Here is a 24,228-nt window from a genome sequence, read left to right as displayed (position 1 = left end):
CGTTATGGGCCGCCGGGAGAAATTCCGGCGGCTTTTTCTTCGGGCTAGCAAACCCCTCCGCCGTCATCCTCGGGCTTGTGTGGACGAAGTGTGTTTAACTTGATGCACCGGCCGGACTGAACCTCCGGCCGGTGCAGGCAGGAGGCCGTTCACTTGGGCTGGCTTTGAATAGCCGAGGACAAGCTTGGCCCTGCCTGCTCCCTTAGACCCCGAACGGTTGATCGGGCTTTCGCCCGCACCACAAGCCTGGGAGCAAGGCCATGATATCTGAACTTTCCTTTGTCGGCATCGACGTTTCCAAAGCCCGCCTCGATGTCCACATCCATCCTGCGGGTCACGTCCTGGTGCTCGCCAATATTTCAGAGCATTTCAGTGATCTCATCGCACGCCTGCGTGTTCTGGGGGCATCTGTCGTCGGTCTTGAGGCATCGGGTGGCTATGAACGGCCGCTTGCCGACGCGCTCCATGCCGCGGGCATCGATGTCCGTATCCTGCAGCCATCGCGCGTGCGCGGCTTTGCCCGCTCGATCGGACAGCTCGCCAAGACCGATGCGATCGATGCCGCCGTGATTGCCCGCTATCTCGCGACCGCCCATCAGGCGCTTGCACCCTACCGTCGGGATCCGGCGCTTGGCAGCCTTGGGGCGCTGCTCGGCCACAGGCGGCGGCTGGTCGCCGAGCGCAGTGGGTTGCTCAGCCAGTGCGATACCGAGACCGAACCCCTGGTGCTCAGCTTGATCGAAGAGCGCCTCGCCGCGATCGAGCGAGCGATCGTGCGCATCAAGGACGCGGTGCATGCGCTTGTCGCCGACAATCCGGCGGTCAGCGGTGTCGGACCAGTGCTCGCCACCACGCTGCTCGCCGACCTGCCGGAACTAGGCCAGGTCTCGGGTAAGACCGTCGCCGCTCTTCTCGGCGTCGCACCGCATGCACGCCAATCAGGAAAAGCCAACCGGCCGGGACGGTGTTCGGGCGGTCGTAAACATCTGCGCGATATTGCCTACATGGCGGTCTTGAGCGCCATCAAGGCAGCCGACCCAGTCCTCGGTGGCTTCTACAAACGCCTCAGACAGAACGGAAAACCCTTCAAACTCGCCATGGTCGCCACCATCCGCAAGCTCATCACAATCCTCAACGCCATCGCAAGGACCGATCCAGCTTTCGCACCCTGAAAACCACGGTTGCTTGTCCCTAGGATCTGGTGAGCCTGAGACGGGTGGTTCGTCGCTGCCAAAAAGCACGCTCACCAGATGCTCGGCACAAGGCCGAGCATGACGTCGTGAGTGGGTTTGGCCTCCGTGGCAAACCGTTGCACCCATCGCCTCCGCTGATGCAGGCTTCAACAAATATCGCTTTTCCTTATGAAACGCTGCGCTATCCTCGCCCCATCAACCCCCCGCGAGGCCGCCATGCCGATCCATGAATACCTGCCCTATCTCGCCGTCGCCTGGACGGCCTATTTCATCGCAGTGGTGAGCCCCGGCCCGGCGACGCTGGCGCTGGCGGCGACGTCGATGACCTCGGGTCGCGCGGCGGGCGTGTCGCTGGCGCTCGGCGTCTATACAGGCTCCTTCATCTGGGCCTGCCTGACATCGGCAGGGCTGGCTGCGATCCTGACGGCCTATGCCGGCATCCTGACCTTACTCAAGATCGTCGGTGGGCTTTACCTGCTGTGGCTCGCCTGGAAGTCGTTTCGCTCGGCGATGACGGCTGATGAGGTGCATCTGGCGGCTCTCGCCAACAAGGAACTGACGCGCCGTCAGCTCTATTTCAAGGGGCTGATGCTGCACCTGACGAACCCGAAGGCCATTCTCTCCTGGCTCGCGCTGCTGTCGCTCGGCCTGCCGCCCGGCGCGCCGGCCTCGATCTTCGCGGTCTTCATCGTCGGGTGCCTGGTGATCGGCTCGACGACCTTCATCGGGCTCGCGATCCTGTTTTCCACCGGGCCGGTGCGGCGGGGATATACCCATGCGCGGCGGTACATCGATGCGTTTGTCGGTGTGTTCTTCGCGGCGGCGGGCGTGAAGTTGCTGACGGCTCGGATTTGAGGGTCGGGTCTTACCCCTCACCAAGCGCGCCTAGGCATTCGACTGCGTCTCATGCAGGCTTGCTATCCTCTCCCGCAAGGGGAGAGGTAAACCCGCGGCACCGCCTTGCCTCAAATGAAGGTCGAGGGCGTGGCAGCCTAACCTCTCCCCTTGCGGGAGAGGATACGAAGGCCGGGTGAACGTAGTGAACCCTTGGCCGAAGTTGGTGAGGGGTGATAGCGACTTTAAGAAGCGCTCGACCGCTCGACGACAACTACTCAGCTGCCTCAGTCTTCCCGCCAAACCGCTTCTCGATGTAATCCACCACCAGCGCCTCGAAATCCTCGGCGATCTTCGGCCCGCGCAGGGTCAGCGCTTTCTTACCATCGATGAAAACAGGCGCGGCCGGGGTTTCGCCCGTGCCGGGCAGCGAGATGCCGATATCGGCGTGCTTGCTCTCGCCCGGGCCGTTGACGATGCAGCCCATGACGGCGACGTTGAGCGCTTCGACGCCGGGATATTTTTCGCGCCAGACCGGCATGTTCTTGCGCAGGTCGCGCTCGATGTTCTGGGCGAGTTCCTGGAAGACTGTGGAGGTGGTGCGGCCGCAGCCGGGACAGGCGGCGACGACGGGGAGGAACTGGCGGAAGCCCATGACCTGCAGCAGTTCCTGCGCGACGATGACTTCGCGGGTGCGGTCACCGTTCGGCTCGGGCGTCAGCGAGACGCGGATGGTGTCGCCGATGCCCTGTTGCAGCACGTAGCCCATGGCGGCCGATGAGGCGACGATGCCCTTGGAGCCCATGCCGGCCTCGGTGAGGCCGAGATGCAGCGCGTGGTTGGAACGCTCGGAGAGGGCCGAGTAGCAGGCGATCAGGTCCTGCACGTTGGACACTTTCGCAGACAGGATGATGCGGTTGCGCGGCAGGCCGATTTCCTCGGCGAGCTCGGCGGAGAGCAGAGCGGATTGCACGATCGCCTCGCGGGTCACGTCGCGGGCCGACATCGGCGAGCCTTCGGCGGCGTTCTTGTCCATCAGGCTGGTCAGCAGTTCCTGGTCGAGCGAGCCCCAGTTGACGCCGATGCGTACGGGCTTGTCGTAGCGGATCGCCATTTCGACGATATCGGCGAATTGCTTGTCCTTCTTGTCCTTGAAGCCGACATTGCCGGGATTGATGCGGTATTTCGCCAGCGCCTCAGCGCAGGCCGGATGGTCGGCAAGCAGCTTGTGGCCGATATAATGGAAATCACCGACCAGCGGCACATCCAGGCCGAGGCGGAGCAGGCGCTCGCGGATTTTCGGCACGGCGGCGGCACTCTCGTCGCGGTCGACGGTGATGCGGACGATTTCGGAGCCGGCCTTGAAGAGTTCCGCGACCTGCTTGACTGTGCCGTCGATATCGGCCGTGTCGGTATTGGTCATCGATTGCACGACAACCGGCGCGCCGCCGCCGACGATCACGCCGCCGACATCGACGGCGATGGAGGCACGGCGCGGCTTGGGTGCGAATTCGGCAAAGGCGGACATCGGAAAATCTCTAGTGTCTGACAGGCCTCAAGTGGCAAGGGCAGAGGTGAAAGTCAATCCTGCGGCAAATTGATGACGATCAGTTTACCGGCGAGGTCGCAGGCCCGCGCTATTTTCGCGCAGTCGGGATGGAACGATCGTCGGATTGCGGCAGACGAGGCCGATGCCTATGCTCCCGACAAAGAGAGTTTTCGGGAGGCTGACATGACGTTCAGGGCGCTGCTGGTGGAGAAGGCCGATGACGGCACGATCACGCAATCGGTACATGAACTCGATGACAGCAGGCTGCCGGAAGGCAATGTCACGGTCCGGGTCGAGTATTCCACGCTCAATTACAAGGACGGGCTCTGCATGCATGGCCAGGGCGGGCTGGTCCGCACCTATCCGCATGTGCCGGGCGTGGATTTCTCGGGCGTGGTGGAAGAGTCCTCCGATCCGCTCTATGTGCCAGGCGACTGTGTGGTGCTGACCGGCTGGCGCGTCGGCGAGGTGCGTTGGGGCGGCTATGCGACACGAGCGCGGGTCAATGCCGACTGGCTGGTCAGGCTGCCGGAAGCGATCTCGACGCGCAATGCCATGGCGATCGGCACAGCGGGCCTCACCTCCATGCTCGCTGTCATCGCGCTGGAAAAGGCGGGATTGACGCCTGACAAGGGCGAGGTGCTGGTGACGGGTGCGGCCGGCGGCGTGGGGTCGGTTGCCGTGGCGATCCTGGCGAAACTTGGCTATCGCGTCGCGGCCGTTACGGGGCGGCCCGAGGCGGGGGACTATCTGAAGGAACTCGGCGCTGAAACGATTGTCGCTCGCAGCGAGCTGGCGGAGGCGAGCAGCAAGCCGCTCGAATCGGAACGTTGGGCGGCAGCGGTGGATGCCGTGGGCGGAGAGATGCTGGGCCGCGTCCTGAAACAGATGAAGTATAATGGCTCGGTCGCCTCGATCGGGCTTGCGGGCGGGGCGGCGGTGCCCTCCTTCACCGTCATTCCGTTCCTGCTGCGCGGCGTCAACCTGCTCGGCATCGACTCGGTGATGAAGCCTTTTCAGCAGCGCCTTGAGGCATGGAACCGCCTCGTCAGCGATCTCCCGATGGACAGGCTCGAGAGGATGATCTCCGAACACGGTCTTCAAGACATGCCCGCCCTCGGGAAGAAGATTCTCGAGGGCGGAGTGAAGGGGCGTGTCGTGGTCGATCCGAACCGCTGATCAGAGCACGAAGTCGGTGGCAGTCATCGACGTCAACCCGTCGACACTCACCGCGAAATCGGCTTGGCCGTCACCGTTGACGTCGGCGCTCAACACGCCGCTTGCGAAGCGCAACTCACCGGCCTGGCCTGTGAACGAAGCGATGCCCTGGAAGGTGAAGGCCTGATCGCCACCGCCGGTGATGGCGTCGATAGCGGAGAGATCGATGCGGTCGCCCTCGGCGCGGGTGAAATCGCCGATCTTGTCCCTGAATCCGGCGAGGCTGTCGGTCACGGCCTGGAACACGAAGACATCGCTTCCGGTATCTCCGAGCATGGCGTCGAAACCGGCGCCGCCGACGATCACGTCATCTCCGCCGAAGCCGAAGATCGTGTCGGTGCCGGCCAGACCCATCAGCGTATTGTCATCGTCGGTGCCGCCAATGATGTCGGCGTTTCTGGAGCCGACGGCATTCTCGATCGAGATGATCTGCTCGGTGCGCGATGCACCGGTCTGCACAAGGCCCGCGGCGAGATCGATGATCACGCCGGTGTCGCCAATGACGGTGCTCTCGTGGCGGAACTGGTAGGAGATCGTGTCGCTGCCGGCGCCGCCGTCGAAGCCGTTCTCCCAGCCTTCGCTGTTGAAAATGTCCTTGCCGCCACCGCCGAGATAGGCGCTTTTCAGTGTGGTCAGGAAGAACTGGTCGTTGCCGCCACGGCCTTCGACGATGTCGAAGCCGCCCAGCGAAGAGAAGCCGGTACCGATATAGATGTCGTTGCCCTTGCCGAGCAGGATGCGATTGCCGCCTTCGAATGCATTGAAGACCGTGTCGTTGCCCGTGCCGGCATCGACGAAATTGTCGCCACCCAGGTCGTCGTCACGGTCGAGAACGATCGTATCGTTGCCGCCGAGGCCATAAATTTCCAGGTCGAACCGGCCATTCTGATTGATCCGGTCGTTGCCGTTGGTACCTCTGATGATCCTAGCCATGTCCCTCTCCATCGGTGGGAATGTGTTGCGATGGAGACGTTGTCGCAGCAATCACCGCCTGGCGCGGTTACGCGGGGAACAGGTGCGATGGAATGGTGGCTAAAGACAAGACGGGCGGGCTATTCGGATTATTCGGCAGATTATGCATTTTTCTCGAAAAAAGTTTGTCGGGCTCAAACTTCGAGCATGGAGACTTCCTTGGCCGAAGAGAGCACGATCAGGGTTTCGGTGCGCATCAGGCCTTCGATACCCTTGAGCTCCTGTGCCAGGAACCGTTCGAGCTCGCGCGTGTTTTTCAGCCGGACCTTGAGCAGGTAGTTCCAGGCGCCCGTCACGTGATGGCATTCGAGCACCGCGCCGCTGGCGGCGACCTTCTTGAGGAAGGCGGCTTCCACTTCCGGTTCGTTCCAGCCGACGAAGACGAAGGCGAGCAGGTCGAGCCCGACCTTCTCCGGATTGACCGCCGCATGGAAGCCCGAAATGATCTCGTTGCGTATCAGCCGCTTGATCCGGTCGTTGACCGTCGATGGCGCGAGCTTCAGCTCCTGCCCGATTTCGGCGAGCGATAGTCTGTCGTTTTTTTGAAGCAAAGCCAGAAGACTGCGATCAGTTTCGTCCAATATGCTCATGACATGATCCCGAATTTGCAAATCATTTCTACGGACCTTAATGGCAAAGCGGCCGGGCCGAAAGACTGATATTGGTCAAGTTTATACACACGACCGAAAACCTCTATGCACGCCTGAACTATGTCAACCACCGGGCGCCGCGATCCTGCATTCCGTTTTCCGGCACGAGGACAAGTTTTCGTGACCTGCTGCAAGCCACAATCAATCTATTTTGATTTATGTGTGAGGTCTGTTTGTTCTATAAGCAACCCGGATGCAGCGGGAGGACCCGTGCTGGGCACGTGCATCTGTCTGGCGAGAAAGCGGGAAATGTTGCGCATCGTAACCCTTTTCATATCGATCGTGCTGCCGGCATTGGCAGCGACGACCCTTGTTTTGGGGACCGCATCCGCCGAGGAGATCAGCCGTTCCGCGCCCGTCGGCATTGTAGAACTCTTTACATCGCAAGGTTGTTCCAACTGTCCCAAGGCGGATCGGGCCATCGAGGCGCTTGCGGAAAGCGATGACGTCGTCACGATCACCTACCACGTCGACTATTGGAACTATCTCGGCTGGGAAGATACGCTAAGCGCCAAGGAGAATACCGAGCGTCAATATGGTTATGCCAAGACGCTTGGGATTCGCAATGTATTCACGCCACAGATTATTCTCAACGGCCTGCACGACGCGAAAGTATCCGACGCCGGCAAGATACGGGCACGGCTTGCAAGCCTCGATCAAGGCGGCGAGCGCCTGAGCGTGCCGGTCACCGCCAGCCTGTCACCGGCCGAAATGACGATCAGTATCGGCGACGGCGCCGGCAATGCTGACGTGATCATCGCCTATTACAGGAAGCGCACGGTGGTCGAAATCAAGACCGGCGAGAACGAAGGCAAGAAGATCACCTACCGCAATGCCGTGACCAAGCTCGAGACGGTCGGCATGTGGGACGGCAAGGCCCTGACCATCAAGCTGCCGGCCGCACTTCTCGCCAAGCGCGGCTTCGACGGCTGCGCGATTCTCCTGCAATCGCATGATGCCAACGGCAATCCCGGCCGCATTCTAGGCGCTGCTTCGCTCTAAGTCCGCTTGCAGCTTCGATAGCGTCTCCTGCAAAACAGTCTTGCAATTCGGTCTTCTTCAGGCAAACTGTCACCAATTCGTCATCCTGCGCCCTGCGGGTGACGGGCAGATTGCGCGAATGGGGTCAAATGTCGGATCACGGCGAGCACACAGGATCGGCCGAACGCAGAGGCCGGATTGTTATCGACCTGAGGGAATACCGCGACGCCCGCGACCCGATGCCGGTGACGTTCCACCGCCTTGAACTCAACCAGATTCTCCGGGTCTATGGCCGCATGGTCGGAGAGAGCGAATGGCGCGACTACGCCATCGATCATTTCAAGGAGAAGGCGGTGTTTTCCGTCTTCAAGCGGTCGGGTGACCTGCCGGCCTACCAGATCGAGAAGAATCCCAAATTCGCTGCAAAACAAGGTGCCTTCTCCGTCGTCAACACCCAGGGCCGCATTCTCAAGCGCGGCCACGACCTCGCCCAGGTCATGAAATTCTTCGACAAGGTCCAGAAGCTCCAGGACTGAGCCACTCCTTCCAACCTCTCCCAAATTGACCTTCAGGCAGCCGTCGCGTAAAGCGCGGGCATGACGACATTCGCAATCCTTCTCGGCGGGCCGGTTTCGGTCAATCCTCGGCTTCTGACGCAGCTCGAAGGCGTCCGCACGATCGCGGCCGACAGTGGAATCAGGCATGCGGGACCCCTGGGATTGCTGCCCGAACTCTGGGTCGGTGATTTCGATTCCTCGACGGAGGAACTCGCTGTCGAATATGCCGAAGTGCCACGGCTCGAATATCCCTCGGAGAAGTCGCTGACCGATGGCGAACTTGCGGTTCAGACCGCGCTCGAACGTGGTGCAACCCGTGTCGTTCTCATTGGCGCGCTGGGCGGCGAGCGTGCCGATCATGCATGGGCGCATCTCGTCCATGCCATGGCGCTGACGGCTGCCGGCATAGCAGTGCTGCTGACATCGGGCGACGAGGAAGGCTATCCGTTCTGGCCGGGATCGATGCTGCTCGACCTGCCCAAAGCCAGCCTGTTTTCCGTGCTCGGGCTCGATGCGCTCGACGGGCTGACAATCCGCAATGCACGCTATCCGCTCGATGACTTCCATTTGCCTTTCGGCTCGTCGCGCACCATTTCCAATGTCGCGGAAGGCGCTGTCTCGTTCAGCCTCCGCGCCGGCCGCGCGCTGGTCCTGGCGCGCCCGCATGATTTTTCCGGAGTATGATATTGGCACCGCCGATCCTGAAACTCGACGACATCCATCTGAATTTCGGCGGCACGCCGCTGCTTTCCGGCGCCAGCCTGCAGCTTGAGCCGGGTGAGCGCATCTGCCTCGTCGGCCGCAACGGCTCGGGCAAATCGACGCTGATGAAGATCGCGGCGGGATTGGCCGAACCCCAGAGCGGCGAGGTGTTCCGGCATCCCTCGGCGACCGTGCGCTATCTCAACCAGGCGCCGGATTTCGAGGGTTTCGAGACAGTCGAGGCCTATGCCGCCGCCGGGCTCGGCCCGTCCGACGATCCCTATCGCGTCACCTACCTGCTTGAGCATCTCGGACTAACAGGTCATGAGCATCCGTCGAGCCTGTCCGGTGGCGAGATGCGGCGGGCGGCACTTGCCAAGGTCATGGCGCCGGAGCCGGATATCCTCCTGCTCGACGAGCCGACCAACCATCTCGACCTGCCGACCATCGAATGGCTGGAAGGCGAGTTGCAGAAGACCAGGAGCGCCCTGATCCTCATCTCGCATGACCGGCGCTTCCTCGAAAAAGTCTCGACGGCGACGGTCTGGCTCGATCGCGGCACGTCCAGGCGCCTCGATCGCGGTTTCGGCCATTTCGAAGCCTGGCGCGACAAGGTGCTGGAAGAGGAAGAACTCGAACAGCACAAGCTCGGCAAACAGATCGAGCGCGAGGAACACTGGCTGCGCTATGGCGTCACCGCGCGCCGTAAGCGCAATATGCGCCGCCTCGGCCAGTTGCAGGATCTGCGCCAGGAGCACCGCACCCATCGCGGCGCGCTCGGTTCCGCCCAAGCGACGGTGGCGGAAGCCCGCGATTCCGGCAAGCTGGTCATCGAGGCGGAGAAGATCGCCAAGTCCTATGGCGACCGCGTGATCGTGTCGCCTTTCTCGCTGCGGGTCCATCGCGGCGACCGGATCGGCCTCGTCGGCCCCAACGGCGCGGGCAAGACGACGCTGCTCAAGATGCTGACCGGCCAGCTCGCACCGGATTCAGGAACCGTGAAGCTCGGCACCAATCTCGAAATGGCAACGCTCGACCAGAAGCGCGAGGACCTCAATCTAGACGACACGCTCGCCCATTTCCTGACCGATGGAAGGGGCGACAACCTGCTGGTCAACGGCGTCGCCAAGCATGTCACCGGCTATATGAAGGATTTTCTGTTCCAGCCCGAACAGGCGCGCACGCCGATCCGCAATCTCTCGGGTGGCGAGCGGGCGCGGCTGATCCTGGCGCGCAATCTTGCCCGGCCCTCGAACCTGCTGATCCTCGACGAACCGACAAACGATCTCGACATCGAGACGCTCGATCTGCTGCAGGAGATCGTCTCCAGCTATGCCGGCACCGCGATCCTGGTCAGCCATGACCGCGACTTCCTCGACCGCACGGTGACCTCGACGATCGCGCCGGCGGATCCGGAAAATCCGGATGGCCGCTGGATCGAATATGCCGGCGGCTATACCGACATGCTCGCCCAGCGCCGCGACGCACAGGCCGAACGCAAGCGGGAAGAGCGCGACAGGCGCCCTGCGGCCACTTCGAACGTGTCGTCCGACGAGCCGGCCAAGGGGAAGGCCAAGCTCTCCTACAAGCAGAAATTCGCCATCGAGAGCCTGCCGAAAAAGATGGCGGAGAAGGAAGCAGAAGTCGCGAAGCTCGAAGCAAGAATGGCCGACCCGGCCTTCTTCGGCAAAGACCCGGATGGGTTCGCCAAGGCTGCCAAGCTGACGGAAGCCGCGCGCGCCGAAATCGCCCGCATGGAAGAAGAGTGGCTGGAACTCGAAATGCTCCGCGAGGAACTCGAAGGCTGAAGCGGCACACCCGCTGAAAACGACAAACCCGGTGCTGGAGGACACCGGGCTTGCCGTGGGGAGGGGATCAGTCGTCGTTGATCGTCTGACATCGGGCCGCCGTGTGGCAGGGGATCGGGCGGCCGGTGTTCGGTGCCTGGGCGGGAGGAGAACCTCAGGCACCGATGTCATCGGATCAGGCCGGAAGATCAATCGCAGATGCGGACCTTCTTGATGTAGACATTGCCCCAATCGTCGTAGCGCTTGATCTTCTTGACGAAGCAATAGTCGTCATAATCGTGGTAGCGGGGGGATACGACGACCACGCCCCAATGATGGCGGTTGTGCCAGCCGTGGTGACGATGACGCCAGCCGGCTTCAGCCGTGGCGGCGAGCGAGACGGTGGCGACGAGGGCAGCGAGGCCGCCGATGATGAACTTTTTCATGATGTTTGTCCTTGTGGGTTCTGTTGGGTTGAAGTGCTGGGTGCAGTCTTCTTCGTTTCTTTGTGAATGATGTCTCTCATCCGTTGACGCTGTTTTCCCACATCCCGACCGATGCCGCTGTTTCCGTGGGAACAGGCGCCGCAAATTCCGCGCAATATGAAGCGCACGACGCAAATCGACGCCATTTCGCTCAAGCCCCTTGGCGAAGCGCTGCTTCTTTTGTATTGAGTGGCGTGGATGGTCCCGTAGCTCAGCAGGATAGAGCACCAGATTCCTAATCTGGGGGTCACAGGTTCGAATCCTGTCGGGATCGCCATTCCAATCAGTGACCGATTGATCCCTGTCGCAACAGGCTTGCCCAAGATTTCAGGATGACAGCGGCGGCTTCATGCGACATGTTTTGCTGTAGATGCCGAATTCTGCTCTGGTGCCGGGCAGTAAGAGGACTGGTTGCGCGATGGAGGTAACCGGTGAAAGCGTTGCCAAAGCTCGTCACGTGCTGCCTCGCCTTCGTGATGTCGGGAGGCAGCGGCTCTGCAGCCTCCGTGGACCAACCGGTTGTCGCCGAAAAGGAGTGCCTTTTCGAGCGTCCGGCAAAGCCTGGCGTCCTCCGAATTTGCATCCGTTCCGCAAGCTATCCGCGTGACCTGTGCCGCGCCATCAAGCGGTTCTCGGTGGAGCACGACCTGCCGCCCGAATATTTCGCCCGGCTGATCTGGCGCGAGAGTCTCTTTCGCGCCGATGCCGTCAGCTACAAGGGTGCCGAGGGCATTGCGCAATTCATGCCGGGCACCGCAAAGCTGCGCGGCCTGGCGAACAGCTTCGACGTGGCGCAGGCGCTTGAGGCCTCTTCCCGCTATCTGAGTGAATTGCGCGACCGGTTCGGCAATCTTGGCCTCGCCGCAGCCGCCTACAATGCCGGCGAAAACCGGGTTGATAGTTTTCTTCGCAACGGCCGGCTGCCGCTTGAAACGCGCGATTACGTCTTCGCCATTACCGGCAATCCGGTCGAGGCATGGCAGGACGATCCGCCGAAAAGCGCCGCCGAATCGCTGGACCCGGAGCGATCCTTCCTCAGCGCCTGCATCCGGTTGGCCGTGAGCCGCAACCTGCGTGAACCGATCCTCATCCAATCCGCCGACTGGGCGCCGTGGGCGGTGCAGCTTGCCGCGAATTTCAATCCAATCATCGCGAGGCGGCTGATGACGAAGTCCGTCGCCAAGTTGCCCGAGCCGCTCAGAAGCGAGCAAGCGCTGATCGTGCGGCAGAAGCGGGTGAAGCCGGGCATGCGGCCGAAATACCAGGCAAGAATCGGCAAAGAGACAAGGCAGGAGGCCATCGCGCTCTGTGATTCGATCCGCAAGGTCGGCGTCGCCTGCGCCGTGGTCAAGAATTGACGCAGCTCGTACGATCGAAGGAAATCCGCTATGATACTGAGGCGCTGGCACGCAACGATCCGCAGCGAGGACGAGAAGGCATATGTCGATTACATCATGGCGACAGGCGCCAGCGCTTATCGCGAGACACCCGGCAATCTCGGTTTTCAGGTCCTGTCGCGCGATCTCGACCAAGGCGTCACGGAGGTCGTGACGCTCAGTTGGTGGCAAGACATCGCCGCCATAAAGGCATTCGCCGGCGACGATTACGAGCAGTCGAAATACTATGCCGATGACGACAGGTTCCTGCTGACCAAGACCGATCGCGTCGAGCACTATGACGTCGCGATTTCCGACATGCAGCTCCCAGCCGGAGCTTAGGACCGACCGACATTCAGCTCAGGCCGAGGCGAAAATGGTAGTTTTCGAGAACCGGAGCGGAGCGTACTTAAGGTACGTAAGCACCGGAAGCGCAGAAAATCGCCATTTGCAGACCGGCCTGAGCTGAATGTCGGTCGGTCCTAAAGCGTGTCGCATTTATTCAGCCTCATAGCCGGCTGCTCTGAAGAAGTTTCTGCATTCTGACACGGAGAAGAGTGCGACAATGTCGCCGAGCGCCTGAGTGATGGCGTCGAAGCTTCGAGCGGCTCGTTTTCGCAATAGGGACTTGAGCTTGGAGAATGCCATCTCGATCGGGTTCAGGTCCGGCGAGTAAGGCGGGAGGAAGAGGAGCCAGGCACCCTTGGCCTTGACGAGCTGCTCTGCGCGCTCGCTCTTGTGGAAGCCGACATTGTCGAGAATGACGACGTCACCTGGCGATAGCGTCGGGGCAAGCTGTGTTTCAACCCAGGTATCAAAGATGCGGCTATTCATGGGTGCATCGACGATGAAGGGGGCAGTGAGGCCGTGGCAGCGAAGTCCAGCAATGAATGTCTGCGTCTTCCATTTTCCGAAGGGAGCATAGGCGACAAAGCGCCGCCCTTTGCGGGACCATCCGGTGCGCTTGGTCAGCCGCGTGTTTGTCGATGTCTCATCGACGAAGATCAGCCGCGCCAATGCCTTGTTGAAGAACCGCTTTCGACGCCTAATCCACAGGTCACGCGCCTTGGCGATCTGCGGCCTGCACTGTTCGCTTGCCCTGAGGCTTTTTTTTATTGCTGAGCCCCAGCCGATGCAGGAACCGGCCGACGGTCGCGCGATGGACTTCGACACCGCGCTCGGCGAGCTCGACACACAATTCGTCCAGTGTCACTTCGCCATGGCCTGACACACGTTGGTTGATCCATTCGCCGTGAGCCGACAGCTTGCTGCCGGGCGGCTGGCCCTGCCGGGCAGGCGCAAGTGAGCCCGACGATCGTTGCAGGATCATCATGTTGTTGACGAACCGAGGAGATACCCGAAAATGCCGGGCAGCCTCACGATGACTATGACCCTCTTCCACAAACGCAACAACACGCGCACGCAACGCTATCGGATGCGGCTTGCCCATGGTCGTTCTCCTTCCGTGGGCAAATTGAATCACAAATCACAAAATAACGGAATCCCGAATCTGATTACCTGCGACACGCTTTAGGTCGTGTGGACACTTACCTGATCCATAGTACGATAGCTGCGATTGTGACGACGGCTAGGTAGTTTCGTGCGGTTTTCTCGAAACGTGTCGCGACCCTGCGGAAGTGCTTGAGCTTGGAGAAGCAGCATTCAATGAGGTGGCGCTGGGCATAGAGGTCCTTGTCGAGCGGGTATTTCTGAGCACGGGAGGGATTGTTGGGGATCACCGCCACAGCGCCTTTGTCCGCGATGGCGTCGCGCAGACGGTCGCTGTCATAGGCGGTGTCGGCCATGACGATATCGGCAGGCAGGCCCTCGATCAGGACATCGGCTTGTGGCGCATCGCCTTTCTGGCCGGCGGTCAGTGTGAAGCGGACCGGGCAGCCGAGACCACGCACCGCCATGTGGATTTTGGTGCTCAGTCCGCCGCGAGAGCGGCCAAGGGCTTGATCTTCAGCCCCCTTTTTGCGCCGGCGGCGTGCTGATGAGCGCGGATGATGGTGGAATCGACGATCAGATACTCGAAGTCCGGATCATCGGACATCGCCGCAAACATGCGCCACCAGATGCCCTTCTCGCTCCAGCGGCTGAAGCGGCGGAAGACACTGTTCCACTCGCCGAACACCTCCGGCAGGTCACGCCAGGGTGAGCCGGTGCGCACGATCCAAAGCACTGCTTCCACGAACATACGATTGTCGCGACCGGACGAACCGCGCGTGCGATCGTCACCAATGATGTGCGGCGATATCCGCTCCCACTGCTCGTCCCGAAGGATCAACCGGTCCAATACACCCATGACTGCCTCCAAAAGACAGTCTTGAATCTGATTTGCTCAGCCTTGGGAATCCCAAGAGTCCACACGACCTAGCGTGTCCGCTCGAAAAACGCCTCGCCCAATGCGGATTTCAGATAGGCGTCTTCCTCTGCCGTCTTTCGTATGGCGCGGGCGACGACCTTTTCGGGTATTTCCAGCTTCTGCGTGGCATGCACCTCGGCGGTCAGGTATTCGTATGTCTCCAACCGCTCTATGCCGAGGAAATCCTCGATCTTTGCCAGGAAACCCCGGGGATCGGCCCGCATCTCGCCATAGGGCAGGATCAACAGGTTCTCCTTGCCGAAATGAGACTGCCAGCGCGGAATGCCCTGGCTGTAAGCGCCCCGGTCTTCGTGCTTCCTCATCCGCTTGTAGAGACGCATCCATTCGCCATCGTTCGTCGGCACCTTGGTTCCGTAATCACGCTGCGCCAGCATCCTGATTTGGGAGAGTTCGCGATCGAGCGGACGGCGGACGATCAGGACCAGCTTGGCTGCGCCGAGCAAGTCCCTGGCATAGGCGACTTCGGCTTCGGAGATCTCAAGATAGCCGGGCGTGATATCGCCCTTGCGTACCCCCTCCGCCACCGGCCAGGAGAACGCCTCGCGGTACCAGTCGAGCGAAACCTTGTCGTGGGCGACGACGCGTTCCAGGTAGCGGATAAGGTTCCGGTCGGCGGCGTCCCCTTTGCGCTCTTCCCTGGTGGCGGCCTTGCGCGCCAGCTGATGGTGCCGGTGTCTCAGCTTCAGATCGTCGGTTCCGATCCGGTCGAAGAAGTGCAATTCCTTGATTGGCGGCATGAAGATTTGCGGATGTTCCTGCAGCACCTTGTAAAGCCAGCTTGTGCCTGCTTTCTGGGCGCCGATACATAGAAAGTCGGGAAGGTTCACGCAGGTCCTCTATCTATCATTATTCAGTGGCAAATGATGATATCAGCAGTCGTGCATTCTGTCTAACCGCTGGATATAGCATTGATTTTTACTGCCGATCGTCAGTAGCATGGCGCCGTTCGCGAAAGGGTTCGAGAAATGCGCAACGTGACACTCGCCGCCACCCAGATGGCTTGCAGCTGGGATGTCGAGGATAATCTCAAACGCGCCGAGGCATTGATACGCGAGGCAGCGGGACGCGGCGCCAATATCATCCTCATCCAGGAACTCTTCGCCACGCCGTATTTCTGCCAGGACCAGGATGCCGAATTCTTCACCCACGCCCATCCGTTCGAAGGCAATCCGCTGATCGCACACTTTGCCCGGCTCGCCGAGGAACTCGACGTGGTCCTGCCGGTCAGCTATTTCGAGAAGGCGGGCAAGGCCTTCTTCAATTCGGTGGCGATCGTCGATGCCGGCGGCAAGGTGCTCGGCAATTACCGCAAGAGCCACATTCCCGATGGTCCGGGCTATACCGAAAAATTCTATTTCTCGCCCGGCGATACCGGCTTCCGCACCTGGAAGACCAGGTTCGCCACGATCGGCGTCGGCATCTGCTGGGACCAGTGGTTTCCCGAAGCCGCTCGCGCCATGGCGCTGAAGGGGGCGGAGATTCTCTTCTACCCGACCGCCATCGGCTCGGAACCACAGGACGCGTCGATCGATTCATCCGGCCACTGGCAGCGCGCCATGCAGGGCAGCGCTGCTTCCAACCTCGTGCCGCTGGTCGCCTCCAACCGGATCGGCGCGGAGCCCGGACGCAATGGCACCGAAATCACCTTCTACGGCTCGTCCTTCATCGCCGATTCCACAGGCGCCAAGGTGGCCGAGGCCAATCGCACGGACGAGACAATCCTCACCGCTACATTCGACCTCGACGCCATCGAGGCACAGCGCCGGGCCTGGGGCCTGTTCCGCGATCGGCGGCCGGAGCTCTATGGGCCGTTGCTGACGTTGGATGGCGGCTGACCAGTCTTTCTTGCCCACATCCTCAAGACTCTGTAGTTAGAGGGACATGAGGAATCGCTCGGTAAGCTTGGCATGACCAACCGCATCACCATTCTCGGATCGACCGGTTCGATCGGCGTCAGCACGATCGACGTCATCGGCCAGCTTGGCGAGGACTATGCGGTCGATGCGCTATCCGGCAACGGCAATATCGAACTGCTGGCAAGCCAGGCGCGACAGACCCACGCCCGGCTGGCGGTCACCGCCGATGAAAGCCGGTATCACGATCTCAAGCAGGCGCTTTCCGGTACCGGCATCGAGGCGGCGGCTGGCCGCAGCGGCTTGGCGGAAGCAGCGGATGGCGACGCATCGCTGGTCATGGCGGCGATCGTCGGTACGGCGGGGCTTGCGCCGACGCTCGCCGCCGCGAAGCGTGGCGCCAATATCGCGCTCGCCAACAAGGAATGCCTGGTTTCCGCCGGCGATCTTTTCATCCGGGCTGTCGAGGACGGCGGCGGCACGCTGATCCCGGTGGACAGCGAGCACAATGCGATCTTCCAGGTTCTCAACGAGCATCATCGCCACGCGCTGGAGCGGATCATTCTCACGGCCTCCGGCGGCCCGTTCCGCACCTGGACCCGCGAGGCGATGGCGAACGTGACGGCGGCGACCGCGCGCGCCCATCCCAACTGGTCAATGGGCCTGAAGATCTCGATCGATTCTGCTTCGATGTTCAACAAGGCGCTGGAGATGATCGAGGCAAAGCATCTGTTCGATGTCAGGCCGGACCAGATCGAGGTCATCGTCCATCCGCAATCGGTGATCCATTCGATGGTTGGTTATGCCGATGGCTCGGTGCTCGCCCAGCTCGGCTGCCCGGATATGCGGACGGCGATAGGCTATGCGCTTTCATTTCCTAGTCGACCGACACTCAATGTCGAACGGCTCGATTTCACCAAGCTCGCACGGCTCGATTTCGAGGCTCCGGACGAGGATAGGTTCCCGGCGCTCAGGCTCGCCCGGCTCGCCATGCAGCGCGGCGGATTGCAGGGTGCGGTGCTGAATGCCGCAAAGGAAGTTGCGCTCGAAGCCTTTATCGATGGCCGCATCGGGTTCCTGGAGATGGCTGACATCACGGAATCCGTCATGGACCGGATGGCGTCGACACCGTCGGCATCCTCGATGGACGACGTGTTCGCCGCCGATGACGAAGCGCGGCGGCTGGCAAGCGGCCTTATCGGAACAAGCGCCGCCGCATGAAAAAGCCGCCCGGAGGCGGCTTCATCAAAGTCAGCAATGGATAAGGGTCAGGCGACCGCGCGTGCCAGGGCGCAACGTGCCCACAACTGGGCGAGCGATCCCACCAGATGCTCGATATCCGCATCCGAGTGATAGGGCGCCGGCGTGATGCGCAAACGCTCGGTCTTCTTCGGCACCGTCGGATAGTTGATCGGCTGCACGTAGATGCCGCAATTGTCCAGCAGCAGGTCCGAGATCCATTTGCACTTGGCCGCATCCTTGACCATCACGGGCACGATATGGCTCGGATTGTCGAGATGCGGAATGCCGGCCTTGTCGAGCGCCGCGCGCAGCTTGCGGACGCGGTCCTGATGGCGTGCCCGCTCGAAGGGGCTGATCTTGAGGTGCTGAATCGATGCCAGCGCGCCGGCCGCGATTGCCGGCGGCAGTGAGGTCGTGAAGATGAAGCCCGAGGCGAACGAGCGGATGAAATCGACCAGTGCAGCCGACGCCGTGATATAACCGCCCATCACGCCGAAAGCCTTGCCCAGCGTGCCTTCGATCACCGTCAGGCGATGCATCTGGCCGTCGCGCTCGGCAATGCCGCCGCCGCGCGGTCCATAGAGGCCTACGGCATGCACTTCGTCGAGATAGGTCATCGCGCCATACTGGTCGGCGAGATCGCAGATTTCCTTGATCGGCGCGATATCGCCATCCATCGAATAGACGGATTCGAAGGCGATGATCTTCGGTGCCTTGGGATCGGCGGCAGCCAGCTTCGCGGAGAGATCGTTGAGATCGTTATGCTTGAAGATCACCCGCTCGCATTTCGAATGGCGGATGCCCTCGATCATCGAAGCGTGGTTCCCGGCGTCGGAGAACACGATGACGCCAGGGATCTTCGAACAGAGCGTGCCGAGCGTCGCCCAGTTGGACATATAGCCGGAATTGAACAACAGGGCTGCTTCCTTGCCATGCAGGTCGGCGAGTTCGCGCTCGAGCAGCACATGGTAATGATTGGTGCCCGAAATGTTGCGGGTGCCGCCGGCGCCGGCGCCACAGGTCTCGATCGCATGCTTCATTGCCGCGATCACCTTGGGATGCTGGCCCATGCCGAGATAATCGTTGGAACACCAGACGGTGACCTCTTGCTCGCCGTTTTCGGTGTAGCGGGTCGCCTTCGGGAAGTTGCCCGCCTGACGCTCGAGATCGGCAAAAACACGATAGCGGCCTTCTTCGTGCAGGCCGTCCAGCGCATCCTTGAAAAAGGCTTCGAAATTCATCATTCGCTCCAGATATTCGCCATCCGTTTTGTTTTGAATCATTCCAATCGTCAACCCCTGCGATGAGGATTCGGATATTCCGCGGCGGTATGGCGCATCACTTTTTCGATGAGTGGTGGAACCTTTGCTATCTTAAACGAGAAAGGCCCGTCTTGATATCGATCAAGACGGGCCAGAAGCGACCAGATTTGGCGGCTCAGCCCGCTGCGGCAACCGCGCGCTTGGCCATGACCTTGACCAGGTTGGCGCGATATTCGGATGAACCGTGAATATCCGACAGCATGTCGCTGGGATCGACGCTTTGCGAGGCGACCGCATCCGGCGACCAGTTTGCCCGGAGCGCATCTTCCATTCCATGATGGCGGAAGACGCCATCGGAACCAGCCCCGGTGACCGCGACACGGACATCGCCGCTGGCGCTCTTTGCCACGAAGACGCCGGCCATCGCATAGCGTGAGGCCGGGTTGCGGAATTTCTCATATCCTGATTTGGCGGGTGCCTCGAACTCGAAGGCAGTGATGATCTCGCCATCCTCCAGCGCCGTTTCGAACATGCCGGCAAAGAAATCGTCGGCCGCGATTGTCCGCTTGTTGGTATGGATCGCTGCATTGAGCGCCAGCACCGCGGCGGGATAATCGGCGGCCGGATCGTTGTTCGCCACCGATCCGCCCATCGTGCCCATATGCCGGACATGCGGATCACCGATCATGCCGGCAAGCTCGGTGATCGCCCGGCATGCCTGGCGCAGCGGCTGCGAGGCCGAGACGTCGAAATGCGTGGTGCCGGCACCGATGCGGATGCGCGAACCATTGACCTCGATGCCCTTGATATCGGCGATATGCCGGAGATCGACAAGATCGGACGGCGATGCTAGCCGCTGCTTCATGGTGGCGATCAGCGTCATGCCGCCCGCCAGATACTTCGCCTCGCCGGACTGGCTGAAGAGCGACGTGGCTTCCCCCACCGAGGAGGCGCGATGATAATTGGTGTTGTACATGGCTTCCTCCTCAGGCGTTGACGAGCGCCCAGACCTTTTCAGGGGTCGCGGGCATGGTGAGCGTGTTGTTGCCGATCGCATCGGTGATCGCGTTGATCAACGCCGGCGGCGAACCGATCGCGCCCGCCTCGCCACAGCCCTTGATGCCGAGTGGATTGCTCGGGCAGGGCGTATTCTGGTGCGAGACGTTGAACGACGGCAGGTCGTCGGCGCGCGGCATGGCATAATCCATGTAGCTTGCGGTCAGAAGTTGGCCGTCCGCGCTATACCGGACGCCCTCGAGCAGCGCCTGGCCGATGCCCTGGGCGATGCCGCCATGCACCTGGCCCTCGACGATCATAGGGTTGATGATATTGCCGAAATCGTCCGCCGCGACGAACTGGATGATCTCGGTCGTCCCGGTTTCCGGATCGACCTCGACTTCCGCAATGTAGCAGCCGGCCGGGAAGGTGAAGTTCGACGGATCGTAGAAGGCGCCCTCCTTCAGCCCCGGCTCCATGCCGCTTGGCAGGTTATGCGCGGTATAGGCGGCAAGTGCCACCTGGAACCAGGGCAGCTTCTTGTCGGTGCCCGCGACCACCAGTTCGCCGTCCTTGATCTCGATATCGGCCTCGTCGGCCTCCATCAGATGGGCCGCGATCTTCTTGGCCTTGGCTTCGACCTTGTCGAGTGCCTTGACGATCGCCGACATGCCGACGGCGCCGGAGCGCGAGCCGTAGGTGCCCATGCCCATCTGCACTTTGTCGGTGTCGCCATGGACGATGTTGACCGAGGCGATCGGCACGCCGAACCGGTCGGACACGAGCTGTGCGAAGGTCGTTTCGTGGCCCTGGCCGTGGCTGTGCGAGCCGGTCAGCACCTCGATCGTACCCACCGCATTGACCCGCACCTCGGCCGATTCCCAGAGGCCGACGCCGGCGCCGAGCGAACCGACCGCCGCAGACGGCGCGATGCCGCAGGCCTCGATGTAACAGCTCATGCCGATGCCGCGCAGCTTGCCATTGGCCTGAGACTGCGCCTTGCGCCCGGCAAAGCCGGTCCAATCGGCGGCGGCCATGGCAGCATTGAGCGAGGCTTCATAGTCGCCCGCATCGTAAGTCATGATGACGGGCGTCTGGTAGGGGAATGTCCGGATGAAATTGGTCTTGCGCAGTTCCGCCTGCGAGATGCCGAGTTCTCGCGCCGCGGTTTCCATTGTGCGTTCGAGCAGATAGGTCGCCTCGGGCCGGCCGGCGCCGCGATAGGCATCCACCGGCGCGGTATTTGTATAGACCGTCCGGACATTGGCATGGATCGCGGGAATCGCATACTGGCCGGAAAGCAGCGTCGCATAGAGATAGGTCGGCACCGCCGACGAGAAGAGCGACATATAGGCGCCGAGATTGCAGATCGTATCGACCTTGAGCGCGGTGATGCGATTGTTTGCGTCGAAGGCCATCTTGACGGTCGAGACATGGTCACGGCCATGCGCATCGGTCAGGAAGGCTTCGGTGCGGTCCGACGTCCACTTCACCGGAACGCCGGTTTTCTTGGACGCCCAGAGACAGGTGATCTCTTCCGGGTAGATATAGATCTTGGAGCCGAAGCCGCCGCCGACATCGGGCGCAATGACTCGCAGCTTGTTTTCCGGCGCGACATTGTAGAAGGCGCTCATCACCAGCCGCGCCACATGCGGGTTCTGCGATGTGGTGTAGCAGGTATAGTGATCCTCCGCCTCGTCATAGATGCCAAGCGCGGCGCGCGGCTCCATCGGGTTCGGCGACAGGCGATTGTTGTGGATCTTGATTTCGGTAACGTGGGCGGCGCTCGCAATCGCGGCATCCGCCGCAGCGCCATCGCCGATCTCCCAGTCGAAGATCAGGTTGCCAGGCGCATTGTCATGCACCTGCGGCGCGCCCGGCTTCAAGGCATCGACGGCTTCGGTGACGGCGCCGAGCGGTTCATAGTCGATCTCGACCTTCTCCGCCGCGTCCCGGGCTTCCTCCATGCTGTCGGCAACAACGATCGCCACGGCATCGCCGACATAGCGCACCGTATCGACCGCCAAGGGCCGCCACGGACCCATATTCATCGGTGAGCCATCCTTGGAATGGATCATCCAACCGCAGATCAGGTTGCCGATGCCGTCGGCCTGCATCTGCTTGCCGTCGAGCACGCCGATCACGCCGGGCATATCGAGCGCCGCCGATATGTTGAGGCTCCGGATCCTGGCATGCGCATGCGGGCTGCGGATGAAGAAGGCATATTTCATGCCCGGAACCGTCATGTCGTCGGTGTACCGGCCCTTGCCGGTGAGAAATCTCTTGTCTTCCTTGCGCGCCACGCGCGCTCCAATGCCTTCGATACCCATCTGTCGTCTCCTCCCGGAAATTGGTGCTATTCGGCTGCCTGCTTGGCGCTCATATTCTCGGCGGCGCTCAACACCGCCTTGACGATGTTGTGGTAGCCCGTGCAACGACAGATATTGCCTTCGAGTTCATGGCGGACGGTCTTCTCGTCGAGCGAACCGCCATGCCGGCGGATCATGTCGACCGAGGCCATCACCATGCCGGGCGTGCAGAAGCCGCATTGCAGGCCGTGATGCTCGTGGAACGCCGCCTGCACCGGATGCAGTTCGCCATCTCGGGCCAGACCTTCGATCGTGGTGAGCTCGGAACCGCTCGCCTGGACCGCCAGGATCGTGCAGCTCTTCACCGAGCGACCATCCATATGGATCACGCAGGCGCCGCACTGGGTGGTGTCGCAGCCGACATGCGTTCCAGTGAGATTGAGATTCTCGCGGATGAAATTCACCAGCAATGTGCGATCGTCGCAATCGCCGCTCATCTTGCGGCCGTTGACCGTCATCGACACCTTCGACATGCCTTTTCCTCCCTATTCCGTGCATTTTCCCGAAGCATAAGCTGACTCCGATCCGGGGTTTTGCCAAGAAGAGTTACAAACGGCACACAGCTTGGGGAGTTGAACTGGCGCATTCCTGAGACAGTCATTCCGAACCCCGAGGTTTGTCGCGTTAACATGCCGCAGGGTTGCTTGAAGCGCGCTTTCACATTTTAAACCTTTTTCATCCATAATTGGCACAACACGGCCGCGAATCCCCGGCCCTGCCGCCTGCTGGCCCGCATTGCGCGGCCCCGACAGGATCCGGTGGTTCAAACTGACGGAGTTGAAAATAGATGTTTAAAGCAGTCGCAGTCATTCTGGCCGGGCTCACGCTTGCCGGCTGCACCCAGACCGAACGCGGCGCCACGCTCGGCGCGGCAACCGGTGCCGTGATCGGTGGCGTGCTCGGCAACAATGTCCGCAGCGCGGCAATCGGTGCTGCCATCGGCGGCGTGCTCGGCGCGGTCGCCTCCCAGCCGGGCCAGTGCTATTACAAGGACGAATACGGTCGCAAGTTCATCGACGATTGCCCGCCGGATTACGGTCCCGCCGTGGTGCGCGTCCGTGCGCCCCGGACGAAGGTTGTCGTCCGGTACTGATATCGGGACCGAGAGCGAATTGTTACCAATCCCGGCGCTTGCGCCGGGATTTTTGCGTCTGGATGGATGCCGCGATTTAAAGGAAATTAACGAAGCTTCTTTACACTTCGCCCGAAACATACGAGCAGACCGCGCGAAACGCAGCCCTGCTGATAGCTGAGGGGACTTCAGTTGACCAACCCGAATTCAACGGCGATCTTCGAATCCGATACGCTCGAAATCATCGCGTTTCGCCTCCACGACCAGGAATTCTGCGTCAAGACGACGACGATCCGCGAAATCCGCGGCTGGGCGCCGTCCACGCCCATTCCGCATGCGCCGAAGGAAGTGATCGGCGTGATGAACCTGCGCGGCACCGTGATCCCGATCATCGACCTCGCCTACAAGCTCGGCATGCCGTCAACCGCCGCCAACGAGCGCAGCGCGATCGTCGTCACCGAAGTCAAGAACATGATCATCGGCATGCTGGTCGATCGTGTCTCCGATATCCTGACAATCAAGGGCTCGGAGGTACAGCCGGCGCCTGAGATCACCACATCCTTCGACAAGGGCTATACGGACGGCATCATCGCCCGCGAAGGCGGCATGATCTGCTTCCTCAACCTCGCCAAGATGTTCCAGGACCAGGAAGCCCTCGCGGCCTGATCCATTCGATCGAACGAAAAGCGCCGCGTCGGGAAATCCCGCGCGGCGCTTTTTCCATGGGCCAAATGGAAAGGC

At 61.3% G+C, this 24,228-nt stretch carries 24 protein-coding genes, 1 tRNA gene and 1 pseudogene; 14 read left to right on the top strand and 12 right to left on the bottom strand.

All coding sequences use genetic code 11. The features are described from left to right. Positions 1–260 precede the first annotated feature (260 nt). Both ACSQ26_RS26170 and ACSQ26_RS26165 read left to right on the top strand, forming a co-directional pair. Positions 261–1,172, top strand: coding sequence for an IS110 family transposase (locus ACSQ26_RS26170; protein ID WP_436013913.1), 912 nt, complete (start codon positions 261–263; stop codon positions 1,170–1,172). A 237-nt stretch (positions 1,173–1,409) separates the two neighbouring features. Beyond that, entirely contained in the window at positions 1,410–2,048 is a 639-nt protein-coding gene (locus ACSQ26_RS26165) for a LysE family translocator (protein ID WP_436014133.1), read from the top strand. A gap of 253 nt (positions 2,049–2,301) precedes the next feature. On the opposite strand, the gene ispG is transcribed toward ACSQ26_RS26165, so the two are convergent. Beyond that, the gene (gene ispG, locus ACSQ26_RS26160; RefSeq protein WP_436014131.1) at positions 2,302–3,555 is read right to left on the bottom strand and encodes a flavodoxin-dependent (E)-4-hydroxy-3-methylbut-2-enyl-diphosphate synthase; all 1,254 of its coding nucleotides are present in this window, start codon (positions 3,553–3,555) and stop codon (positions 2,302–2,304) included. Between the two features lie 204 nt (positions 3,556–3,759). Here ispG and ACSQ26_RS26155 point away from each other — a divergent pair, with 204 nt between their 5' ends. Continuing rightward, positions 3,760–4,755 (top strand): MDR family oxidoreductase, encoded by a 996-nt coding sequence (locus ACSQ26_RS26155; RefSeq protein WP_436014129.1) that lies wholly within the window; start codon positions 3,760–3,762, stop codon positions 4,753–4,755. Here ACSQ26_RS26155 and ACSQ26_RS26150 read toward each other — a convergent pair whose 3' ends face one another. Together ACSQ26_RS26150 and ACSQ26_RS26145 are read right to left on the bottom strand one after the other, a co-directional pair. Next, complete coding sequence (locus tag ACSQ26_RS26150) at positions 4,756–5,727, bottom strand: calcium-binding protein (protein ID WP_436014127.1); 972 nt, start codon at positions 5,725–5,727, stop codon at positions 4,756–4,758. It abuts the gene before it with no gap. Between the two features lie 173 nt (positions 5,728–5,900). After that, the gene (locus ACSQ26_RS26145; protein ID WP_258158969.1) at positions 5,901–6,356 is read right to left on the bottom strand and encodes an Lrp/AsnC family transcriptional regulator; all 456 of its coding nucleotides are present in this window, start codon (positions 6,354–6,356) and stop codon (positions 5,901–5,903) included. 309 nt (positions 6,357–6,665) lie between these two features. On the opposite strand from ACSQ26_RS26145, the gene ACSQ26_RS26140 reads away from it, so the two are divergent. From ACSQ26_RS26140 to ACSQ26_RS26125, 4 genes are all read left to right on the top strand, one after another. Next, positions 6,666–7,418, top strand: a complete 753-nt coding sequence (locus ACSQ26_RS26140) for a DUF1223 domain-containing protein (protein ID WP_436014124.1) — start codon at positions 6,666–6,668, stop codon at positions 7,416–7,418. A gap of 128 nt (positions 7,419–7,546) precedes the next feature. Continuing rightward, entirely contained in the window at positions 7,547–7,933 is a 387-nt protein-coding gene (locus ACSQ26_RS26135; RefSeq protein WP_258158971.1) for a DUF2794 domain-containing protein, read from the top strand. Positions 7,934–7,993: 60 nt separating this feature from the next. After that, complete coding sequence (locus tag ACSQ26_RS26130; protein ID WP_436014122.1) at positions 7,994–8,638, top strand: thiamine diphosphokinase; 645 nt, start codon at positions 7,994–7,996, stop codon at positions 8,636–8,638. Positions 8,639–8,640: 2 nt separating this feature from the next. After that, on the top strand, positions 8,641–10,464 hold the full coding sequence (locus ACSQ26_RS26125; RefSeq protein ID WP_436014120.1) for an ABC-F family ATP-binding cassette domain-containing protein: 1,824 nt from the start codon (positions 8,641–8,643) through the stop codon (positions 10,462–10,464). A 188-nt stretch (positions 10,465–10,652) separates the two neighbouring features. Here the strand turns inward: ACSQ26_RS26125 and ACSQ26_RS26120 are convergent, their stop codons facing one another. Further along, entirely contained in the window at positions 10,653–10,889 is a 237-nt protein-coding gene (locus tag ACSQ26_RS26120) for a hypothetical protein (RefSeq protein ID WP_436007067.1), read from the bottom strand. Positions 10,890–11,128: 239 nt separating this feature from the next. Here ACSQ26_RS26120 and ACSQ26_RS26115 point away from each other — a divergent pair. From ACSQ26_RS26115 to ACSQ26_RS26105, 3 genes are all read left to right on the top strand, one after another. Continuing rightward, a tRNA-Arg gene (locus ACSQ26_RS26115) sits at positions 11,129–11,205 on the top strand. A gap of 199 nt (positions 11,206–11,404) precedes the next feature. Then, entirely contained in the window at positions 11,405–12,286 is an 882-nt protein-coding gene (locus tag ACSQ26_RS26110; protein ID WP_436015484.1) for a lytic transglycosylase domain-containing protein, read from the top strand. Between the two features lie 30 nt (positions 12,287–12,316). After that, positions 12,317–12,646 carry an antibiotic biosynthesis monooxygenase gene (locus ACSQ26_RS26105; RefSeq protein ID WP_436014118.1) on the top strand — a complete coding sequence of 110 codons (330 nt, stop codon included), beginning with the start codon at positions 12,317–12,319 and terminating at the stop codon, positions 12,644–12,646. Positions 12,647–12,802: 156 nt separating this feature from the next. Here the strand turns inward: ACSQ26_RS26105 and ACSQ26_RS26100 are convergent, their stop codons facing one another. From ACSQ26_RS26100 to ACSQ26_RS26085, 4 genes and pseudogenes are all read right to left on the bottom strand, one after another. Beyond that, positions 12,803–13,321, bottom strand: coding sequence for an IS630 family transposase (locus ACSQ26_RS26100; RefSeq protein ID WP_436005704.1), 519 nt, complete (start codon positions 13,319–13,321; stop codon positions 12,803–12,805). 40 nt (positions 13,322–13,361) lie between these two features. After that, positions 13,362–13,754 (bottom strand): winged helix-turn-helix domain-containing protein, encoded by a 393-nt coding sequence (locus ACSQ26_RS26095; protein ID WP_436005706.1) that lies wholly within the window; start codon positions 13,752–13,754, stop codon positions 13,362–13,364. Between the two features lie 97 nt (positions 13,755–13,851). Next, positions 13,852–14,612 (bottom strand): annotated as a pseudogene (locus ACSQ26_RS26090) (IS5 family transposase). A gap of 68 nt (positions 14,613–14,680) precedes the next feature. Further along, positions 14,681–15,520 (bottom strand): sulfotransferase family protein, encoded by an 840-nt coding sequence (locus ACSQ26_RS26085; protein ID WP_436014116.1) that lies wholly within the window; start codon positions 15,518–15,520, stop codon positions 14,681–14,683. 138 nt (positions 15,521–15,658) lie between these two features. Between ACSQ26_RS26085 and aguB the strand changes: the two genes are divergently transcribed. Next, positions 15,659–16,528, top strand: a complete 870-nt coding sequence (gene aguB / locus ACSQ26_RS26080; protein WP_436014114.1) for an N-carbamoylputrescine amidase — start codon at positions 15,659–15,661, stop codon at positions 16,526–16,528. Between the two features lie 72 nt (positions 16,529–16,600). Beyond that, the gene (gene dxr / locus ACSQ26_RS26075) at positions 16,601–17,767 is read left to right on the top strand and encodes a 1-deoxy-D-xylulose-5-phosphate reductoisomerase (RefSeq protein WP_436014112.1); all 1,167 of its coding nucleotides are present in this window, start codon (positions 16,601–16,603) and stop codon (positions 17,765–17,767) included. A 47-nt stretch (positions 17,768–17,814) separates the two neighbouring features. On the opposite strand, the gene hemA is transcribed toward dxr, so the two are convergent. From hemA to ACSQ26_RS26055, 4 genes are all read right to left on the bottom strand, one after another. Continuing rightward, positions 17,815–19,029 (bottom strand): 5-aminolevulinate synthase, encoded by a 1,215-nt coding sequence (gene hemA / locus ACSQ26_RS26070; RefSeq protein WP_436015483.1) that lies wholly within the window; start codon positions 19,027–19,029, stop codon positions 17,815–17,817. 196 nt (positions 19,030–19,225) lie between these two features. Beyond that, positions 19,226–20,026: an FAD binding domain-containing protein gene (locus tag ACSQ26_RS26065; protein ID WP_436014110.1), complete on the bottom strand. Its 801-nt coding sequence runs from the start codon at positions 20,024–20,026 to the stop codon at positions 19,226–19,228. 10 nt (positions 20,027–20,036) lie between these two features. Continuing rightward, the gene (locus ACSQ26_RS26060) at positions 20,037–22,376 is read right to left on the bottom strand and encodes a xanthine dehydrogenase family protein molybdopterin-binding subunit (protein ID WP_436014108.1); all 2,340 of its coding nucleotides are present in this window, start codon (positions 22,374–22,376) and stop codon (positions 20,037–20,039) included. Between the two features lie 26 nt (positions 22,377–22,402). Further along, positions 22,403–22,888, bottom strand: a complete 486-nt coding sequence (locus tag ACSQ26_RS26055) for a (2Fe-2S)-binding protein (RefSeq protein ID WP_436014106.1) — start codon at positions 22,886–22,888, stop codon at positions 22,403–22,405. A gap of 314 nt (positions 22,889–23,202) precedes the next feature. Between ACSQ26_RS26055 and ACSQ26_RS26050 the strand changes: the two genes are divergently transcribed. Continuing rightward, on the top strand, positions 23,203–23,508 hold the full coding sequence (locus ACSQ26_RS26050) for a complement resistance protein TraT (RefSeq protein WP_258159027.1): 306 nt from the start codon (positions 23,203–23,205) through the stop codon (positions 23,506–23,508). Positions 23,509–23,679: 171 nt separating this feature from the next. Further along, entirely contained in the window at positions 23,680–24,153 is a 474-nt protein-coding gene (locus ACSQ26_RS26045) for a chemotaxis protein CheW (RefSeq protein ID WP_258159028.1), read from the top strand. Positions 24,154–24,228 lie beyond the last annotated feature (75 nt).

This window comes from Rhizobium sp. LjRoot254 (genome assembly GCF_964254105.1).
In the GTDB taxonomy this organism is placed as follows: domain Bacteria; phylum Pseudomonadota; class Alphaproteobacteria; order Rhizobiales; family Rhizobiaceae; genus Rhizobium_E.
This window is presented reverse-complemented; position numbering and strand designations above follow the sequence as displayed.

Coding starts and splice junctions, on each gene's coding strand:
- ACSQ26_RS26140 (WP_436014124.1), top strand. CDS start 6,666: ATGTTGCGCATCGTAACCCTTTTCATATCGATCGTGCTGCCGGCATTG.
- aguB (WP_436014114.1), top strand. CDS start 15,659: ATGCGCAACGTGACACTCGCCGCCACCCAGATGGCTTGCAGCTGGGAT.
- ACSQ26_RS26050 (WP_258159027.1), top strand. CDS start 23,203: ATGTTTAAAGCAGTCGCAGTCATTCTGGCCGGGCTCACGCTTGCCGGC.
- ispG (WP_436014131.1), bottom strand. CDS start 3,555: ATGTCCGCCTTTGCCGAATTCGCACCCAAGCCGCGCCGTGCCTCCATC.
- dxr (WP_436014112.1), top strand. CDS start 16,601: ATGACCAACCGCATCACCATTCTCGGATCGACCGGTTCGATCGGCGTC.
- ACSQ26_RS26120 (WP_436007067.1), bottom strand. CDS start 10,889: ATGAAAAAGTTCATCATCGGCGGCCTCGCTGCCCTCGTCGCCACCGTC.
- ACSQ26_RS26150 (WP_436014127.1), bottom strand. CDS start 5,727: ATGGCTAGGATCATCAGAGGTACCAACGGCAACGACCGGATCAATCAG.
- ACSQ26_RS26065 (WP_436014110.1), bottom strand. CDS start 20,026: ATGTACAACACCAATTATCATCGCGCCTCCTCGGTGGGGGAAGCCACG.
- ACSQ26_RS26130 (WP_436014122.1), top strand. CDS start 7,994: ATGACGACATTCGCAATCCTTCTCGGCGGGCCGGTTTCGGTCAATCCT.
- ACSQ26_RS26110 (WP_436015484.1), top strand. CDS start 11,405: ATGTCGGGAGGCAGCGGCTCTGCAGCCTCCGTGGACCAACCGGTTGTC.
- ACSQ26_RS26095 (WP_436005706.1), bottom strand. CDS start 13,754: ATGGGCAAGCCGCATCCGATAGCGTTGCGTGCGCGTGTTGTTGCGTTT.
- ACSQ26_RS26165 (WP_436014133.1), top strand. CDS start 1,410: ATGCCGATCCATGAATACCTGCCCTATCTCGCCGTCGCCTGGACGGCC.
- ACSQ26_RS26155 (WP_436014129.1), top strand. CDS start 3,760: ATGACGTTCAGGGCGCTGCTGGTGGAGAAGGCCGATGACGGCACGATC.
- ACSQ26_RS26055 (WP_436014106.1), bottom strand. CDS start 22,888: ATGTCGAAGGTGTCGATGACGGTCAACGGCCGCAAGATGAGCGGCGAT.
- ACSQ26_RS26145 (WP_258158969.1), bottom strand. CDS start 6,356: ATGAGCATATTGGACGAAACTGATCGCAGTCTTCTGGCTTTGCTTCAA.
- ACSQ26_RS26105 (WP_436014118.1), top strand. CDS start 12,317: ATGATACTGAGGCGCTGGCACGCAACGATCCGCAGCGAGGACGAGAAG.
- ACSQ26_RS26170 (WP_436013913.1), top strand. CDS start 261: ATGATATCTGAACTTTCCTTTGTCGGCATCGACGTTTCCAAAGCCCGC.
- hemA (WP_436015483.1), bottom strand. CDS start 19,029: ATGAATTTCGAAGCCTTTTTCAAGGATGCGCTGGACGGCCTGCACGAA.
- ACSQ26_RS26135 (WP_258158971.1), top strand. CDS start 7,547: ATGTCGGATCACGGCGAGCACACAGGATCGGCCGAACGCAGAGGCCGG.
- ACSQ26_RS26060 (WP_436014108.1), bottom strand. CDS start 22,376: ATGGGTATCGAAGGCATTGGAGCGCGCGTGGCGCGCAAGGAAGACAAG.